Below are 13,774 nucleotides of genomic sequence, written 5' to 3'. Positions count from 1 at the left end.
GCGGCACAACGACGAAAGTAACAGATGATCAAAATTGGAATTGTGGACGACCACGCCATCGTGCGATCGGGCCTCCGGCAGTTCTTCTCCGAGCACGTGGACCTGCGCGTGGCGGGCGAGGCAGCGAGCGGCCGTGAAGCCATCGAGCTGGTACGCACCACCGAACTGGACGTGCTGGTGATGGATCTCTCCATGCCGGGACAAAGCGGTATCGATGCCCTTGCCATGATCCGCGCCAAGGCGCCGGACGTGGGCATCCTGATCCTCAGCGGTTACCCCGAGGAGCACTATGCGATGAACCTGATCCGTCAGGGCGCCAGCGGCTACCTCAACAAGGAGTGCGATCCGATCGAGATCGTGAACGCCATTCGCACCATCTCGCTGGGCCGGCGCTACATCACGCCCGCCGTGGCCGAACTGCTGGCCCGCCAGCTCGACCGCAAGGACGACGCCGCGCCGCACGAGCAGCTCTCGGAGCGCGAGTTCCAGGTGTTCCTGAAGCTGGCCAAGGGCGAGACCGCCGGCGACATCGCCAAGACGCTGTCGCTGTCGGTGAAGACGGTGAGCACCTACCGCACGCGGCTGATGGAGAAGATGAACCTGTCCTCCAACAGCGACCTGACCTACTACGCGCTGAAGAACAAGCTCATCGATTGAGCCGCGCCTAGGCATCGCCGGGTGCGGACCGCAGCGCGGCGGCCTGGCGGATGCAGAAGTCGACCAGTGCGTCGATCTCGTTCGACTTGTCGAACACCGCGTCGACCCCGAACTCGGCGCAGCGGCGCCGGATGTCGGGCGTCGCATAGTTGCTGAGCACCACCACCTTCTGGCCGGGCTTGCGCGACTGGCAGGCCTGCAGGATGCCCAGGCCACTTCCCTGCTTGAGAAAGAGATCGACGATGGCCAGGTGCCACTCGTCGGCATGGGCGTGCAGCCAGTCGCGCGCGTGCTGCTCGGTTTCCGCAAAGCCCACGACCGTGGTGCAGGTGAGCTCTTCCAGAGTGCCGATGAGGTTTTCACGGATCGTGGGGTTGTCTTCGACAACGTAGGTCTGCAATCTGGAATCCATGCCGAACCGCGCTTCCTCTGAGGTGGGCAGGTGCTCGTGTCCAAGCGCCCTGCGGAGGAGAGAGCCTGCCCATGGACATTGAGGCTTTCCCGCAGCGGATCATGCAGGGTTCGAGGGCCGCGCGTTGTAGGCGGGTTCTGACGCATGTGCAGGCGGCTGTCTCCACGCCGCCTCGCGCCCGCCCGTAGGCCAAGCCGCACGGGGTCTGCGGCCCGCCGCCGACCCGCTTCGGGTGCGCATCCGGGTAAGAATCGACCATGGCAACCCAATCCCTTCGCACCCGGCCGCGCTGGCAGAAGCTGCTGGCGGTCTTCGTGCTGCTGGTCGCCGTCCTGCTGACCGCGTTCGCGCTCCTCGTGGCCTTCTTTCCGTGGGACACGCTGCGTGAGCCGCTCAACCGCTTCGTGAGCGAGAAGACCGGGCGCAAGTTCGAGATCACCCGCCGGCTCGACGTGGACCTGGGCTGGAAGGCCGCCACCATCCACGTCGACGGCATCGAATTCGCCAACCCCGACTGGGCGCGCGATCCCTACCTGGTGAAGGCCGAGCGCGCGAGCTTCGAGATCCGCCTGTGGCCGCTGATCGACAAGCGGGTGGTCATTCCGAGCCTGGCGCTGACCGCGCCCACCGTCGGCCTGCAGATGGAACCCGACGGGCGCCGCACCTGGGCCTTCGGCAAGGACACCTCCGACACCGGCACCGTGCCCACCATCGGCCTGATCCAGGTCGACAAGGGCGCCGTCGACTTCCTGGCCACGCACCTGGGCGTCGACGTGCACGCCGACCTGGACTACGACAGCACCCGCGGCGAGCTGCCGCTGCACTACCGCATCAAGGGCCGCTACAAGGGCCAGCCGCTCACGGCCGACGGGCGCACCGGTAACGTGCTGCAGATCAACGCCGCGGGCGCGCCGCCGTTCCCGCTCGAGATCAACGCCGCCGCCGGCCAGACCCGGCTCAAGGCCAATGGCACGGTGGCCCAGCTCGCAGGCTTCGACGGCATCGACGCCACGTTCCAGGTCAAGGGCCAGACGCTGAGCGCGCTGTACCCGCTGACCGGCATCGTGCTGCCGCAGACCCCGCCCTATGCGCTGAGCGGCGGGCTGCGCAAGCGCGGCAAGCTCTGGGAGGCGGCGGGGCTCAACGGCCGGCTGGGCCTGTCGGACATCGGCGGCGACATGGCCTTCGACCAGGCCGGCAAGGTGCCGCGCCTGTCGGGCACGCTGCGCTCGCGCGTGATGGACATGGACGACCTCGGCCCGCTGATCGGCCTGCCGCCCACGGCGCGTTCCGCCAACGCGGTGGAAGGCGTGGCGCCGGTCGCCTCGGCCCAGCCCAAGCGACCGCCCGGCGGCAAGGTGCTGCCCACCACGCCCTTCGACTTCGGGCGGCTGCACGCCATGAACTCCGACGTGGCCTACACGGCCGAGCGCATCCGCAACGTGCGCGAAGTGCCGCTGGACCGCGGCAGCGTCAAGATCCGGCTGACCGACGGCGTGCTGTCGCTCGACCCGCTCGACCTGGGCGTGGCCAACGGCAAGCTCGTGGGCGCGATCCGCATCGACGCCACCAAGACGCCGGCGGACATCCGCGCCTCGCTCGATGTGCGCGGCCTGCGGCTGGCGCGGCTCATTCCCAAGCTCGAGAACTCGGGCAACAGCGTCGGCCGGCTCGACGGGCGCATCAACCTGTCGGGCGCCGGCAATTCGGTGGCCAGCTGGCTGGGCGGCGCATCGGGCGACATGGCGGTGCTGTCGGGGCGCGGCCAGTTCGGCAACCTGATGCCCGTGTTCGCGACGCTGGTGGGCGGCGACATCCTGAAGTTCCTGCTGCGCGGCGACCGCGACGTCGAGCTGCGCTGCGCGGCGCTGGCCTTCGACGTGAACAAGGGCGTGATGAACGGGCGCACGCTGGTGCTGGACACCACCAACGCCGTCTTCACCGCCACCGGCCAGGCCAATCTCGCGACCGAGACGCTGGACTTCGTGATCCGGCCCGAGCCCAAGAGCGCGAGCTTCCTGTCGCTGCGCACGCCACTGGTCGTGAGCGGCACCTTCGGCGCTCCCAAGGGCGGCGTCGAGATCGGGCCGCTGGCCGGCCGCGGTCTGGCGGCGCTGGCGCTGGGCGCCATCAACCCGCTGCTGGCACTGGCCGCGACCATCGAGACCGGCCCCGGCGAGAACGCCGACTGCACGGGCGTGCTGGCGCTGGCGAACCGGCCCACGGCCGGGGCCGCCGCGCGCGGTGCCGCGCGGGCCAAGGGGGCTCGCCAGCCTTGAGAAAGAACTCGAGAAAGAAGAAGGCGGGCGCTCAGGCGCCGGCCTGGGGCCGCTGCGCGCAGACGCTGCAGTGCGGGTCGCGCGAGACGCGCAGCGTGTCGAAACCGGTGCTGCGCCCGTCGAACATCAGCAGCTTGCCCGCCAGCGACGGCCCGATGCCCGCCAGCAGCTTGAGCGCCTCGCTGGCCTGCAGCGTGCCGATGGTGCCGACCACCGGGCCGAACACGCCGAGCACCGCGCAGCGGGTTTCCTCGAAGCTGGCCTCAGGCGGGAACAGGCAGGCGTAGCAGGGGCAGGCCGCGTCGCGCGTGTCGTACACGCTCAGCTGGCCGTCGAAACGGATCGCCGCGCCCGCCACCAGCGGCTTGGCGTGCGCCACGCAGGCACGGTTCACGGCCTGCCGGGTGGCGAAGTTGTCGCAGCAATCGACCACCACGTCGGCCTCAGCCACGAGCCGCGACAGCAGCGCTTCGTCGGCGCGCACGGCGTGGGTCTCGATGGCGATGCCGGGGTTGATGTCTCGCATGGCCTGCGCGGCCGATGCGACCTTCGGCTGGCCGACTCGCGCCTGCGTGTGAGCGACCTGTCGCTGGAGGTTGGTGAGATCGACCTCGTCGTCGTCGACCAGCACGATGTGGCCGACCCCCGCTGCCGCGAGGTACAGGGCCACCGGCGAGCCCAACCCGCCGGCGCCGATGACGAGCACCCGCCCGGCGCTGACGCGTTCCTGGCCGTCGATGCCGAATTCTTCGAGGAGGATGTGCCGCGAATAGCGCAGCAGGTCGTGATCGTCCATGCGCGCCTGCCTGGGCCTGTGCGGGGGAGGGGAAAACGCCGGTGGCGCGAACCGCACGGTGCGTGCGGCCCGCTCGCCGGGATCAGTTTTCCTTCTTCTCGTCCTTGTTGTCGACGATGACCTGCGTCTTGCTGACGAGCACCGGCTGGCCCTTCAGGCGGTTGAGCGCCTGCACCAGCGGGAAGTCCTTGTCGGTGCCGAACTCGGGCACCTTGCGGTCCTGCGGCGGCTTCTTGGCTTCTTCCTCGAGGCGCTTGCGGGCTTCGTCGCGGGCCTTTTCACGCTCGGGGTCCTTCACCTCGGGGCCCTGGCCGCTGGCCAGGTGCTTCTCGAGGTCGGCCTCGCGCATGCGCAGGGCGGCGAAGGGGCTGCCCTCGGCGCTTTCGTCGACCAGCACGTTGGGCACGATGCCCTTGGCCTGGATCGAGGTGCCGCTGGGCGTGTAGTAGCGCGCGGTGGTGATCTTCAGGCCGGTGTCCGGGCCGAGCGGGCGCACCGTCTGCACCGAGCCCTTGCCGAAGGTCTGGCTGCCCATGATGGTGGCGCGCTTGTGGTCCTGCAGCGCGCCGGCCACGATCTCGCTGGCCGAGGCCGAGCCTTCGTTCACCAGCACCACCAGCGGCACGTTCTTGATCGCGGCCGGCAGGTTGCGCAGCGGGTCGCTGCCCGAACGGCGCTGGTAGTACTCGGGCGCCGCCTTGTAGATCGACTTGCTTTCGGCCAGCTGGCCGTCGGTGGTGACCACCGTGACGTTCTCGGGCAGGAAGGCCGCCGACACCGCCACCGCCGCGTCGAGCAGGCCGCCCGGGTCGTTGCGCAGGTCGAGCACCAGGCCCTTGAGGTTCGGGTCTTCCTTGTAGAGCTCCTCGATCTTCTTGACGAAGTCGTCGACCGTGCGCTCCTGGAACTGCGACAGGCGGATCCAGCCGTAGCCCGGCTCGATCATCTTGCCGCGCACCGACTGGGTACGGATTTCCTCGCGCGTGATCGTGACCGGGAAGGTGCGGCTCTCGTCCTTGCGGAAGATGGTCAGCAGCACCTTGGTGTTGGCCTCGCCGCGCATGCGCTTGACGGCTTCGTTCAGCGACAGGCCGCGCACGGCGGTGTCGTCGATCTTGGTGATCAGGTCGTTCGGCTTCAAGCCGGCGCGGAACGCCGGCGAGCCCTCGATGGGGGAGACGACCTTGATGAGGCCGTCTTCCTGCGAGATCTCGATGCCCACGCCGACGAAGCGGCCCGTGGTGCCCTCGCGGAATTCCTTGAAGGACTTCTTGTCGAAGTACTGCGAGTGCGGATCGAGCCCGGCGACCATGCCCGAGATGGCGTCCGAGATGAGTTTCTTCTCGTCGACCGCCTCGACATAGTCGCTCTTGACCATCCCGAAGACGGCCGCGAGCTGCTGCAATTCCTCGAGCGGAAGCGGCGCGAGCGAACCCCGCGCGACCGTCTGCAGCGAGACGGTGGTCAGGACGCCAGCAACGGCGCCGGCGGCGACCCAGCCGGTGATCTTCAGTTTCTGGCCCATCATGAGTGAAATGTCCTGTATGTCGACGGCTGTCGAACCAATATACACAGCTTGGAAGCAAATTGCCTGCCGGGGTTCCACGGAGGAACCGGCAGGCGGGGTTTTCTTCTTTTGCTTACGTCTTCAGCCCTTGCCCTGCGAAGCCACCGCGGCGGCGGCCTTTTCGGCGGCCGCGGCATCGCCCAGGTAGTAGTGGCGCAGGGGCTTGAGGTCGTCGTCCAGCTCGTACACGAGCGGGATGCCGTTCGGGATGTTCAGGCCGACGATGGCGTCGTCCGAGATGCCGTCCAGGTACTTCACCAGCGCGCGGATCGAGTTGCCGTGCGCGGCCACGACCAGGCGGCGGCCGGTGCGGATGGCCGGGGCCATCGATTCGTTCCAGAACGGCAGCACGCGCGCCACCGTGTCCTTCAGGCATTCGGTCAGCGGGATCTGCTCGGGCGACAGCTTGGCGTAGCGCACGTCGGAGCGCTCGCTGCGCGGGTCGTCCGCTTCCAGCGGCGGCGGCGGGGTGCTGTAGCTGCGGCGCCAGACCAGCACCTGCTCGTCGCCGTACTTCTTGGCGGTTTCGGCCTTGTTCAGGCCCTGCAGGCCGCCGTAGTGGCGCTCGTTCAGGCGCCAGGAGTGCACCACGGGCAGCCAGGTGCGGTCGAGTTCGTCGAGCGTGTGCCAGAGGGTGCGGGTGGCGCGCTTGAGCACGCTGGTGTAGGCCACGTCGAAGTCGTAGCCCTCGGCCTTGAGCAGCCGGCCGGCCTGCTTGGCCTGCTCGACGCCGGTCTCGGTCAGGTCGACGTCGGTCCAGCCGGTGAAGCGGTTTTCGAGGTTCCAGGTCGATTCGCCGTGGCGGATCAGTACCAGTTTGTGCATGTCGGAGGCCTTTGGCAGCGCGTGGGAAAACCAGCATTCTAAAATCCCGGGTTTGCCATCCAAGGAACCCCCGTGAAATTGATCGAATTCGTCACCGCGAACTGGATGCTGATCCTGATGGCGCTCACCTCGGGCGGCATGCTGGCCTGGCCGATGCTCCGGGGTGCGGGCGGCGGCACGCTCACGGCCCAGGGCGCCGTGCAGCTCATCAACCGCGAACGCGCGGTGCTGGTCGACGTGCGCGAACCCGAAGAATTTGCGACCGGCCACATGATCGGCGCCAAGAACGTGCCCCTGAACCTGCTGGACGAGAAGCTGGCCAGCACGGTCAAGAACAAGAACGTGCCGCTGCTGCTAGTGTGCGCCACCGGCGCCCGCGCCCAGCGCGCCGTGGCCACGGCCAAGAAGCTCGGCTACGAGCAGGCCCAAGCCGTCGCTGGCGGGCTCAAGGCCTGGAAAGAGGCCAACCTGCCGGTTGAAAAAGCCTGATTGTTCCCAAGGTAGAGCGCATGCAAGCCGTCAAGATGTACACCACCGCCGTCTGCCCGTACTGCACGCGTGCAAAGCAGATCCTCAAGGCCAAGGGCGTCGAGCAGATCGAAGAGATCCGCATCGACACCGACCCGCAAGCCCGCACCACCATGATGGAGATCACCCAGCGCCGCACGGTGCCGCAGATCTTCATCGGCGACACCCACGTGGGCGGCTGCGACGACCTCATGGCCCTGGACAGCCGCGGCGGCCTGGTCCCGCTGCTGCAAGGCGCCTGAAGTCCCACGCGGCCGGGCGTCACGAAAGTGCGCGGGCCGTCGGGCGATAATCGTTTGTTCCCTCATCTGCAGCCCGCTGCGGGACCCTCTCCCCGGCGGGCATTGTTTTGATCCTCGAAAGTTCAGCCATGGCCGACCAGCAAGCCCAAGATCCCGTGTTCCAGATCCAGCGCGTCTACCTCAAGGACCTGTCGCTCGAACAACCCAACTCGCCCGCGATCCTGCTGGAGCAGACCCAGCCCACCGTCGACATCCAGCTCGGCGTGGACGCCCAGCCCGTGGCCGACGGCATCTTCGAGATCACCGTGTCGGCCACCGTGCAGACCAAGATCGAAGACCGCACCGTGTTCCTGGTCGAAGCCAAGCAAGCCGGCATCTTCGAGATCCGCAACCTGCCGGAAGACCAGATGGGCCCGATCCTGGGCATCGCCTGCCCGCAGATCGTCTACCCGTACCTGCGCGGCAACGTGGCCGACGTGATCCAGCGCGGCGGCTTCCCGCCCGTGCACCTGGCCGAAATCAACTTCCAGGCCATGTACGAGCAGCAGCAAGCCCAGGCCGCCGGCCAGGCTGCCCCCACCCTGGCCCAGTAAACCGGCCGCACGACGCCGCCAGCGCACGATGAAGATCTGCGTTCATGGCGCCGGTGCCTGGGGCACGGCCGTCGCAGTCAACGCGGCGGCCCGCCACGAGGTCACCCTCTGGGCGCGCGACGCCGCCCAGGCCGACGCCATGTCGGCCGCGCGTGAAAACACCCGCTACCTTCCCGGGCTGGCCCTGCCGGCCTCGCTGGCCGTGCGCGCGGGCGACATCGCCCAGGCGCAGGCCGGGGCCGACCTCGTCATCGTGGCCACGCCCATGGCCGCCCTGCGCGAACAGCTGATCGCCCTGCGCGGCACCAGCGCCCAGGTGGCGTGGCTGTGCAAGGGCGTCGAGCCCGCGCTCGATGCCTCTCCCACCGCCTTCGGCCTGCTCGCCCACGAGATCTGGGCGCAGGTCGCGCCTGAACTGAAGGCGGGCGTGCTCAGCGGCCCCAGCTTTGCGCAGGAGGTCGCCGAAGGGCGCCCGACCGCGCTGGTGGCCGCCAGCCCGCACGCCGGCGTGCGCGATGCGCTGGTCGATGCCTTCCACGGCCCGGCCCTGCGCGTGTACGCCAACGACGACATCGTCGGCGTCGAAGTCGGCGGCGCTGTGAAGAACGTGCTCGCCATCGCCACCGGGCTGTGCGACGGCCTCGCGCTCGGGCTCAACGCCCGCGCGGCGCTGATCACCCGCGGCCTGGCCGAGATGACCCGTTTCGGCCTGGCGCTCGGCGCCCGCGCCGACACCTTCATGGGCCTGTCGGGCCTGGGCGACCTCGTGCTGACCGCCACCGGCGACCTGTCGCGCAACCGCAAGGTCGGGCTGCTGCTGGCCCAGGGCCGCACGCTGGCGCAGGCCGTCGATTCGCTGGGCCACGTGGCCGAGGGCGTGTACTGCGCCCGCACCGTGGTGCAGCGCGCGCGCGGCCTGGGCATCGAGATGCCCATCGCCGAAGGCGTGGTCGCGCTGCTCGACGGCCAGGTGAGCCCGCGCGACGCCGTGGCGGCGCTGACCGGGCGCGACCCGGTGCCCGAGTCGGTGCAGCCGCCCGCCGGCCCGGCCTCGCGCCATTCCTCCTGAAGAAGATTAGAGATTCCAGAGACATGAGCCCTCGCTTTGATTTCTCGGCGTCGGCCGTCGCCGCGCTGGCCGAGTCCGACGTCGCCCGCGCCCTGCAGGAAGACGTCGCCGACGGCGACCTGACCGCCTCGCTGGTCGACGCCTCCCGCACCGCCCATGCCCGCGTGCTCGCGCGCGAAACCGCCGTGGTGTGCGGCGCGCCCTGGGTCGAGGCCACCGTGCGGCGGCTCGATCCGCAGGCGCGCATCACCTGGCTGTGCGGCGAGGGCCAGCGCTGCGCCGCCGACCAGCCCGTGCTCGAAATCGAAGGCGGCGCCCGCGCGCTGCTGACGGCCGAGCGCACCGCGCTCAACTTCCTGCAGCTGCTGAGCGCGGTCGCCACCAAGACCGCGCTGTACGCCGACGCCGTGAAGGGCACCCGTGCCCGCATCGTTGACACCCGCAAGACCCTGCCGGGCCTGCGCCTGGCGCAGAAGTACGCGGTGCGCACGGGCGGCGGGCTGAACCACCGCATCGGCCTGTACGACGCGGTGCTCATCAAGGAAAACCACATCGCCGCGGCCGGTGGCGTGGCTGCCGCCCTGCGCGCGGTGGCGCCCGTGGCCGCGCAGGCCGCGTTCGTCGAGGTCGAGGTCGAGACCCTGGCCCAGCTGCAGGAAGCGCTGGACGCCGGCGCCCGCATGGTGCTGCTCGACAACATGGACCTGCCCACGCTGCGCGAGGCCGTGCGCCTGAACGACGCCGTGGGCGAGGGCCGCAAGGCCGTGCTCGAGATCTCGGGCGGCGTCACGCTCGACGGCCTGCGCGCCCTGGCCGAGACCGGTGTCGACCGGATCTCGATCGGCGCGTTGACCAAGGACGTGAAGGCCATCGACTACTCGATGCGCTTCCTGACCCACTGAACCGCCATGACGACCGCTTCCGTCATCGATGTCGACTACGAACAGCCCGCGCAAGGCGCGGTCTGCGACACGCGCCACGCCTGGGCCCGCGTGCCCCCCGAGCCTTCGCCCGACGAGCGCGTCGCGCTGAAGGACCGCATCCGCCGCCTGCTGCGCGAGCGCAACGCGGTGATGGTGTCGCACTTCTACGTGCACCCCGACCTGCAGGACCTGGCCGAGGAAACCGGCGGCATCGTGAGCGATTCGCTCGAGATGGCGCGCTTCGGCCGCGACCACGCCGCCACCACGCTGGTGGTGTCGGGCGTGCGCTTCATGGGCGAGACCTCGAAGATCCTCTCGCCCGAAAAGCGCGTGCTGATGCCTGACCTGGACGCCAACTGCTCGCTCGACCTGGGCTGCCCGGTCGACGCCTTCAGCGCCTTCTGCGACCAGCACCCCGACCGCACCGTGGTGGTCTACGCCAACACCAGCGCGGCCGTGAAGGCGCGCGCCGACTGGCTCGTCACCTCCAGCTGCGCGCTCGACGTGGTGAACGCGCTGCATGCGGCCGGCCAGAAGATCCTCTGGGGCCCCGACCGCCACCTGGGCGACTACATCCGCCGCCAGACCGGCGCCGACATGGTCAGCTGGAACGGCGCGTGCATCGTGCACGACGAATTCAAGGCGCTCGAACTCGAGCTGCTCATGAAGGAACACCCGAAGGCCAAGGTGCTGGTGCACCCCGAGTCGCCCTCGGACGTGATCGCGCTGGCGCACGCGGTGGGCTCCACCTCGGCGATCCTGAACGCGGCGCAGCGCTTCGACGCGACCGAGTTCATCGTCGCGACCGACACCGGCATGCTGCACAAGCTGCGCACGCTGAATCCCGGCAAGACCTTCATCGAAGCGCCCACGGCGGGCAACGGCGGCACCTGCAAGAGCTGCGCGCACTGCCCGTGGATGGCGATGAACGGGCTGGTCGAACTGGCGAACGCGCTGGAGACCGGCGCGGGCGAGATCCACGTCGATCCGGCACTGGGCGTGCGCGCGCGCGTGCCGATCGACCGCATGCTGGCGTTCACCGCTGGGCTGAAGAACGGCCAGGCGCCGGGCAGCCTGGTTGCCGGCATCGGCGCCGCCTGACCGGCGGCGGCTAGAACTCCACCGTACAGCTGTCGCCCAGCGCCTCGCGCCACACGCGCACGCGCGCCAGCGACGGCCGCAGGTCGGGCAGTGCGTCGGCGATGAACACGCACAGGTTCTCCAGCGTCGGCGGATGCAGCCCCGGCACGTCGTCCAGCAGGTGGTGGTCGAGCTGCTCGCGCACGTCCTCGAGCCGGCGGCGCAGCAGGCCCAGGTCGATCACCATGCCCGTCACCGGGTCGCGCTCGCCCGCGAGCCACACCTCCGCGTGGTAGGTGTGGCCGTGAATGCGGCGGCTGCCTTCGACCTCGATCTCGCGTTTGAGCGTGTGGGCGGCGTCGAAGAAGAAGCGTTGGCTGATGGTGAAGCGCATCGTCAAAAAAAGAAACTCGAAACTGAAAGGGGCCGCGCGTCAGCGGATGCCCGTGATCTTGTGGGTCTGCACGCTCAGGCGCCACACCGGCTGCTTCATGCATTCGGCGATGCACAGCTCGGTGTTGGCGAGCCGGTCGGGCCCGTCCATCGGCTGCAGGAAACGGTGCGTGAATTCGCCGGTGCGTGCCATTGCATCGAGGTCGATGCCGGCCTGCGGCCACACCAGCTTCAACTCCTGGCCGCGCTGCTGCACCCACGGCGCGCCGGCCTTGGGGCTGATGCACAGCCAGTCGATGCCCGCGGGCGCGGCGACCGTGCCGTTGCTTTCGACCGCGATGCGGAAGTGCCGCGCGTGCAGCGCGTCGACCAGCGCCGCATCGACCTGCAGCAGCGGCTCGCCGCCCGTGAGCACGACCAGCCGGTGCGCGGTGTCGCCGGCGGGCCATTGCGCGGCGATGGTGTCGGCGAGCTGGTCGGCGTTCTTGAACTTGCCGCCCAGCGTGCCGTCGGTGCCGACGAAGTCGGTGTCGCAGAAACGGCAGACGGCCGTGTCGCGGTCTTCCTCGCGGCCGGTCCAGAGGTTGCAGCCGGCGAAGCGGCAGAACACGGCCGGCATGCCGGCCTGGCCGCCTTCGCCTTGCAGCGTGTAGAAGATTTCCTTGACGCTGTAGGTCATGCCGAAAGAGGAGTGTCGATTTCGAGGTTGTCGATGAGCCGCGTGCTGCCCAGCCGCGCGGCGGCCAGGGCTACGAGCGCATCGCCGGGTTGCGGCGCCTGCAGGTCGGCGCGGCGGCGCAGCACCACGTAGTCGGGTTGCCAGCCGCGCTGCGCGAGCGACTGCATGGCGCGCGCCTCGAGGGCGGCCACGTCGCGCTCGCCGGCGCGCACGGCCTCGGCCATGTCTCGCAGCGCCTTCGACAGCTGCACGGCCTCGGCGCGTTCGGTGGCGCTCAGGTAGCCGTTGCGCGACGAGAGCGCCAGGCCGTCGTCGGCGCGGAAGGTCTCGCCGCCCACGATCTCGATCGGCAGCGCGAATTGCCGCACCATGTGGCGGATCATCATGAGCTGCTGGTAGTCCTTCTTGCCGAACACGGCCACGCGCGGCTGCACGCACTGGAACAGCTTCATCACCACCGTGCACACGCCGATGAAGAAGCCCGGGCGAAAGTGCCCTTCGAGCAGGTCGGCCAGCGCCGGATCGGGGTGCACCTTGCAGGTTTGGGGCTCGGGGTAGAGCGCCTTCTCGTCGGGCGCGAACAGCACGTCGCAGCCGGCGGCGCGCAGCTTCTCGCAGTCGCTGTCCCAGGTGCGCGGGTAGGTGTCGAAGTCTTCGTGCGGCAGGAACTGCAGGCGGTTCACGAAGATGCTCGCCACCGTGGCGTCGCCCAGCGGCTTGGCCTGGCGCACGAGCGCGAGGTGGCCCTCGTGCAGGTTGCCCATGGTGGGCACGAAGGCGGGGCGCTGGCTGGAAGACAGGTGCTGGCGCAGTTCGTCGATGGTCTTGGCGATGTACATGGTCGGTGTCCTTCTGTGCTTACCAGGCGTGGAGGCGGTCGTCGGGGAAGCTGCCGTTCTTCACGGCCTGCACGTAGGCCTGCAGCGCGGGCAGCACGCCCGGCGCGTCGGCCATGAAGTTGCGCACGAACTTCGGCATCTTCCCGAGGTTGATGCCCAGCATGTCGTGCAGCACGAGCACCTGGCCCGCGGTGCCCTTGCCGGCGCCGATGCCGATGGTGGCGCAGCGGGTCAGCTCGGCCGTGAGTTCGGCGGCCAGCGCGGCCGGCACCATCTCGAGCACCAGCATGGCGGCGCCGGCGTCCTGCAGCGCGTGGGCCTGCTGCTTGAGCAGCGCGCCGGCGGTGTCGCCCTTGCCCTGCACGCGGTAGCCGCCGAGTGCATGCACGGTCTGCGGCGTCAGGCCCAGGTGGGCGCACACGGGAATGCCGCGCTCGACCAGGAAGCGCACGGTCTCGGTGGTCCAGCCGCCGCCTTCGAGCTTGACCATGTGTGCGCCGGCCTGCATCAGCACGGTGGCGCTGGCCAGGGCCTGCTCGCGCGATTCCTGGTAACTGCCGAAGGGCAGGTCGGCGATGAGCCAGGTCGTGCCCTGCACGCGGCGCAGGCCGCGAGAGACGCTGTCGGTGTGATAGCGCATGGCCTCCAGGCTCACGCCCACGGTGCTGTTCAGGCCCTGGCAGACCATGCCGAGCGAGTCGCCGACCAGCAGGCAGTCGATGCCGGCCGCGTCGGCCATGGCCGCGAAGGTGGCGTCGTAGGCGGTGAGCATGGCGATCTTCTCGCCGCGCGCATGCATGTCGGCCAGCCGCGGCAGGCTCACGGGCTTGCGCTGTGCCAGGGGCGAGGCGGGCGGCAACGTGCCGTAGGGCGAGGCGGGCGGGGCTTCGGA

General features: G+C 69.5%; 16 protein-coding genes. 8 read left to right on the top strand and 8 right to left on the bottom strand.

Annotation, left to right across the window (positions count from 1 at the left end; translation table 11 throughout):
* Nucleotides 1–24 precede the first annotated feature (24 nt).
* Nucleotides 25–657, top strand: coding sequence for a response regulator (locus AC07Y4_RS13225; RefSeq protein ID WP_007837167.1), 633 nt, complete (start codon nucleotides 25–27; stop codon nucleotides 655–657).
* A gap of 7 nt (nucleotides 658–664) precedes the next feature.
* Here AC07Y4_RS13225 and AC07Y4_RS13220 read toward each other — a convergent pair whose 3' ends face one another.
* Nucleotides 665–1,069: a response regulator gene (locus tag AC07Y4_RS13220; protein WP_307696255.1), complete on the bottom strand. Its 405-nt coding sequence runs from the start codon at nucleotides 1,067–1,069 to the stop codon at nucleotides 665–667.
* Between the two features lie 257 nt (nucleotides 1,070–1,326).
* Here AC07Y4_RS13220 and AC07Y4_RS13215 point away from each other — a divergent pair, with 257 nt between their 5' ends.
* The gene (locus AC07Y4_RS13215) at nucleotides 1,327–3,348 is read left to right on the top strand and encodes an AsmA family protein (protein ID WP_495274650.1); all 2,022 of its coding nucleotides are present in this window, start codon (nucleotides 1,327–1,329) and stop codon (nucleotides 3,346–3,348) included.
* Between the two features lie 31 nt (nucleotides 3,349–3,379).
* On the opposite strand, the gene AC07Y4_RS13210 is transcribed toward AC07Y4_RS13215, so the two are convergent.
* The 3 genes from AC07Y4_RS13210 to gpmA all read right to left on the bottom strand — a co-directional run bounded on the left by AC07Y4_RS13210 (nucleotide 3,380) and on the right by gpmA (nucleotide 6,536).
* Nucleotides 3,380–4,144 carry a HesA/MoeB/ThiF family protein gene (locus tag AC07Y4_RS13210; protein ID WP_307637116.1) on the bottom strand — a complete coding sequence of 255 codons (765 nt, stop codon included), beginning with the start codon at nucleotides 4,142–4,144 and terminating at the stop codon, nucleotides 3,380–3,382.
* 82 nt (nucleotides 4,145–4,226) lie between these two features.
* Nucleotides 4,227–5,669, bottom strand: coding sequence for a S41 family peptidase (locus tag AC07Y4_RS13205; RefSeq protein ID WP_495274678.1), 1,443 nt, complete (start codon nucleotides 5,667–5,669; stop codon nucleotides 4,227–4,229).
* A gap of 123 nt (nucleotides 5,670–5,792) precedes the next feature.
* Nucleotides 5,793–6,536 (bottom strand): 2,3-diphosphoglycerate-dependent phosphoglycerate mutase, encoded by a 744-nt coding sequence (gene gpmA, locus AC07Y4_RS13200; protein WP_013543140.1) that lies wholly within the window; start codon nucleotides 6,534–6,536, stop codon nucleotides 5,793–5,795.
* A 105-nt stretch (nucleotides 6,537–6,641) separates the two neighbouring features.
* On the opposite strand from gpmA, the gene AC07Y4_RS13195 reads away from it, so the two are divergent.
* The 6 genes from AC07Y4_RS13195 (at nucleotide 6,642) to nadA (ending at nucleotide 10,992) form a co-directional block, all read left to right on the top strand.
* The gene (locus AC07Y4_RS13195; RefSeq protein WP_370681259.1) at nucleotides 6,642–7,025 is read left to right on the top strand and encodes a rhodanese-like domain-containing protein; all 384 of its coding nucleotides are present in this window, start codon (nucleotides 6,642–6,644) and stop codon (nucleotides 7,023–7,025) included.
* Nucleotides 7,026–7,045: 20 nt separating this feature from the next.
* Nucleotides 7,046–7,306: a glutaredoxin 3 gene (gene grxC / locus AC07Y4_RS13190; protein ID WP_062477087.1), complete on the top strand. Its 261-nt coding sequence runs from the start codon at nucleotides 7,046–7,048 to the stop codon at nucleotides 7,304–7,306.
* 128 nt (nucleotides 7,307–7,434) lie between these two features.
* Nucleotides 7,435–7,899 (top strand): protein-export chaperone SecB, encoded by a 465-nt coding sequence (gene secB / locus AC07Y4_RS13185; protein ID WP_056578332.1) that lies wholly within the window; start codon nucleotides 7,435–7,437, stop codon nucleotides 7,897–7,899.
* 28 nt (nucleotides 7,900–7,927) lie between these two features.
* The gene (locus AC07Y4_RS13180) at nucleotides 7,928–8,968 is read left to right on the top strand and encodes an NAD(P)H-dependent glycerol-3-phosphate dehydrogenase (RefSeq protein WP_495274649.1); all 1,041 of its coding nucleotides are present in this window, start codon (nucleotides 7,928–7,930) and stop codon (nucleotides 8,966–8,968) included.
* A gap of 23 nt (nucleotides 8,969–8,991) precedes the next feature.
* A complete protein-coding gene (nadC, locus tag AC07Y4_RS13175; RefSeq protein ID WP_487847817.1) occupies nucleotides 8,992–9,870 on the top strand; it encodes a carboxylating nicotinate-nucleotide diphosphorylase in 879 nt (292 codons plus the stop codon).
* 6 nt (nucleotides 9,871–9,876) lie between these two features.
* Nucleotides 9,877–10,992, top strand: coding sequence for a quinolinate synthase NadA (gene nadA, locus AC07Y4_RS13170; protein WP_495274648.1), 1,116 nt, complete (start codon nucleotides 9,877–9,879; stop codon nucleotides 10,990–10,992).
* A gap of 10 nt (nucleotides 10,993–11,002) precedes the next feature.
* On the opposite strand, the gene AC07Y4_RS13165 is transcribed toward nadA, so the two are convergent.
* The 4 genes from AC07Y4_RS13165 to panB form a co-directional block, all read right to left on the bottom strand.
* A complete protein-coding gene (locus AC07Y4_RS13165) occupies nucleotides 11,003–11,365 on the bottom strand; it encodes a 6-carboxytetrahydropterin synthase (protein WP_062477101.1) in 363 nt (120 codons plus the stop codon).
* 39 nt (nucleotides 11,366–11,404) lie between these two features.
* Entirely contained in the window at nucleotides 11,405–12,043 is a 639-nt protein-coding gene (gene queE / locus AC07Y4_RS13160; RefSeq protein WP_307696249.1) for a 7-carboxy-7-deazaguanine synthase, read from the bottom strand.
* On the bottom strand, nucleotides 12,040–12,882 hold the full coding sequence (gene panC, locus AC07Y4_RS13155; RefSeq protein ID WP_495274647.1) for a pantoate--beta-alanine ligase: 843 nt from the start codon (nucleotides 12,880–12,882) through the stop codon (nucleotides 12,040–12,042). Before panC ends, queE begins: the two co-directional genes overlap by 4 nt.
* Nucleotides 12,883–12,901: 19 nt before the next feature.
* A partial coding sequence (panB, locus tag AC07Y4_RS13150) for a 3-methyl-2-oxobutanoate hydroxymethyltransferase (RefSeq protein WP_495274646.1) occupies nucleotides 12,902–13,774 on the bottom strand: 873 nt, incomplete at its 5' end.

Source organism: Variovorax sp. GW460-12-1-14-LB1 (assembly GCF_059423605.1).
This window is presented reverse-complemented; position numbering and strand designations above follow the sequence as displayed.

Bases quoted from the DNA above. Each gene is read 5' to 3' on its own strand.
- AC07Y4_RS13165 (WP_062477101.1), bottom strand. From the start codon at position 11,365: ATGCGCTTCACCATCAGCCAACGCTTCTTCTTCGACGCCGCCCACACG.
- AC07Y4_RS13215 (WP_495274650.1), top strand. From the start codon at position 1,327: ATGGCAACCCAATCCCTTCGCACCCGGCCGCGCTGGCAGAAGCTGCTG.
- secB (WP_056578332.1), top strand. From the start codon at position 7,435: ATGGCCGACCAGCAAGCCCAAGATCCCGTGTTCCAGATCCAGCGCGTC.
- nadA (WP_495274648.1), top strand. From the start codon at position 9,877: ATGACGACCGCTTCCGTCATCGATGTCGACTACGAACAGCCCGCGCAA.
- AC07Y4_RS13220 (WP_307696255.1), bottom strand. From the start codon at position 1,069: ATGGATTCCAGATTGCAGACCTACGTTGTCGAAGACAACCCCACGATC.
- grxC (WP_062477087.1), top strand. From the start codon at position 7,046: ATGCAAGCCGTCAAGATGTACACCACCGCCGTCTGCCCGTACTGCACG.
- queE (WP_307696249.1), bottom strand. From the start codon at position 12,043: ATGACCTACAGCGTCAAGGAAATCTTCTACACGCTGCAAGGCGAAGGC.
- AC07Y4_RS13225 (WP_007837167.1), top strand. From the start codon at position 25: ATGATCAAAATTGGAATTGTGGACGACCACGCCATCGTGCGATCGGGC.
- nadC (WP_487847817.1), top strand. From the start codon at position 8,992: ATGAGCCCTCGCTTTGATTTCTCGGCGTCGGCCGTCGCCGCGCTGGCC.
- AC07Y4_RS13205 (WP_495274678.1), bottom strand. From the start codon at position 5,669: ATGGGCCAGAAACTGAAGATCACCGGCTGGGTCGCCGCCGGCGCCGTT.
- AC07Y4_RS13210 (WP_307637116.1), bottom strand. From the start codon at position 4,144: ATGGACGATCACGACCTGCTGCGCTATTCGCGGCACATCCTCCTCGAA.
- AC07Y4_RS13195 (WP_370681259.1), top strand. From the start codon at position 6,642: ATGCTGATCCTGATGGCGCTCACCTCGGGCGGCATGCTGGCCTGGCCG.
- panC (WP_495274647.1), bottom strand. From the start codon at position 12,882: ATGTACATCGCCAAGACCATCGACGAACTGCGCCAGCACCTGTCTTCC.
- AC07Y4_RS13180 (WP_495274649.1), top strand. From the start codon at position 7,928: ATGAAGATCTGCGTTCATGGCGCCGGTGCCTGGGGCACGGCCGTCGCA.
- gpmA (WP_013543140.1), bottom strand. From the start codon at position 6,536: ATGCACAAACTGGTACTGATCCGCCACGGCGAATCGACCTGGAACCTC.